This is a genomic window from Clostridium sp. D43t1_170807_H7, from assembly GCF_015555905.1.
Lineage (GTDB): Bacteria > Bacillota > Clostridia > Clostridiales > Clostridiaceae > Clostridium.
Window position 1 is genome coordinate 1 of the sequence record NZ_JADNLK010000066.1, and the last position, 1,878, is coordinate 1,878.

Annotated in this window: 2 protein-coding genes; both read right to left on the bottom strand. The window is 22.4% G+C overall.

All coding sequences use genetic code 11. The features are described 5' to 3' along the window. Window positions 1–1,442 (bottom strand): O-antigen ligase family protein (locus tag I2E98_RS15745; RefSeq protein ID WP_195469808.1); only part of this gene is annotated, 1,442 nt, incomplete at its 3' end. A gap of 13 nt (window positions 1,443–1,455) precedes the next feature. Continuing rightward, window positions 1,456–1,878: hypothetical protein (locus I2E98_RS15750; protein WP_207737641.1), on the bottom strand; the 423-nt coding region annotated here is incomplete at its 5' end.

Consider the following 1,878-nt stretch of genomic DNA (forward strand, 5'->3'; position numbering starts at 1 on the left):
TTTGGATATTCTTTATTATTTATTCCAAAATCTATATATTCAAACAAGTCAATATCATACTCATTTGTTGGTAATACGCTAATTAATTTTGACAATATTGTCTCAACTCCACCGCCAGCTGTTAAGGTCCATCCTATAAATAAAATCTTCTTCTTATCAGTAAATTTTTTTTCTATTAGCTTATCATTTATTACTTTAGCATTGTATATAATTATTCCTATAACAACAGATAAATATAAATTAGCTATAGCTTCAAATAATACATGTCCACCTAAAATTAGGTGTACTGTTCCAGTAAAGAAAGATAATCCTATTAAAACTTCAACTAAATTTCTCTTTATTATTATATTTTTGCATACTTTATATATGGAATATATAAATATACCAACTATAATTATAGTCATTATTATTCCTGAATAATAATATATAGCATTAAAGTCCATTTCAATCAGTTGAAATCCTATTTGTGTATCTTTAAGTACATCATTTCCTTGAGTGTTTCCTAAGCCAAAAATCAAATTCGCAATTCTGTTATTACTATTAATAACATACTGATGTAATATCTTTATTTGTGCATCTCTATTACTTACTAAATAACTAAAAAATGTAGGGAATTCATATTTATTATATGGTAAATTATTTAATATAAATATAATTTGTTTAAAAAATATAATAATTAAAAATATTGCTATACCACTTATGCTACACAATATAGTCATAAACCTTTTAAAGTCTATTTTTTTTCTACATTTATCTAATATTATAAAGACTAAAGTACTAACAACAATAAATATAGATCCTACTACTCCAACCTTAGTTCCAATTAAATTAAGTACTACAAACCCCACTAAATATAAAATTAAATATCTTTTTTCCTTAAAATACAGATATGCAACAGAAACTATTGGCAGTTGAATAAGTAATGTTGCTGTAATTGCATTTTGAGCATTAAATAATCCCTTCATTCCAAATCTACTACTACTTCCATACGTACTTAATCCTACGCCTAATACACTTGGAATAACTACCCCCATAACTATTATTAGCATTGCTATAGATATTGCTTTAACTAAATCTTTAACTTTAATTCTATTGTTCTTTAATAGCTCATATGTAGTGAATATATATATAATAATTGATATTATCTTAGCATCATATCCAAAGTTACTAACTAAACTAAAATTTAATCCTCTTATTATATAGCTTAATTCATTAATTGCCAAAATTCCGCCAAAAGCAAATATATACTTAAAATATTTATTTAAGTTAAAAGAATATAGTAAATAAAAAATAAATCCAATTCTAACAGCTTGATTTATAGGTATAGTAACCTGAATATAATACTCTGTTAAAGTATAAATAATATCTAAAATTGGATTTAATGCTATAAATAATAAAAATATATGTTCTTTAGTTATTTTTCTTTTACTTGTTACTTCCATACTACCCCTCATTCTAATTATTTAATAAATTTATTTTTACTGCTATATTTCGTAAGAACTCTTCTTTACTATATTTATTAAATAACAAATTTAAACTAAAATTTAAAATTGAATTAATTGATTTTTTATTTTTTAATTTAGTGCTTACTTCTTTATAACTGTTAAATTGACTTAAATATTTATTTTTTTCATTTATATCTACTTCTATAGTTTTATCTAAAATACTTTCATAAAGATTTATATCATTATTTTTAATACTTTTATTAAAAGCTTCTCTTACCAATCTTGCATTTAAATATTGCTCATATATATTAGATTTTGTAATTCCATTTTCTCTAACTCTTACATCTAAAAGATAATCATCTATAGTAATTATTTTAAATCCATTTATAGCCGTTCTACATAAGAAATCATAATCTTCTACATAATCCCTATG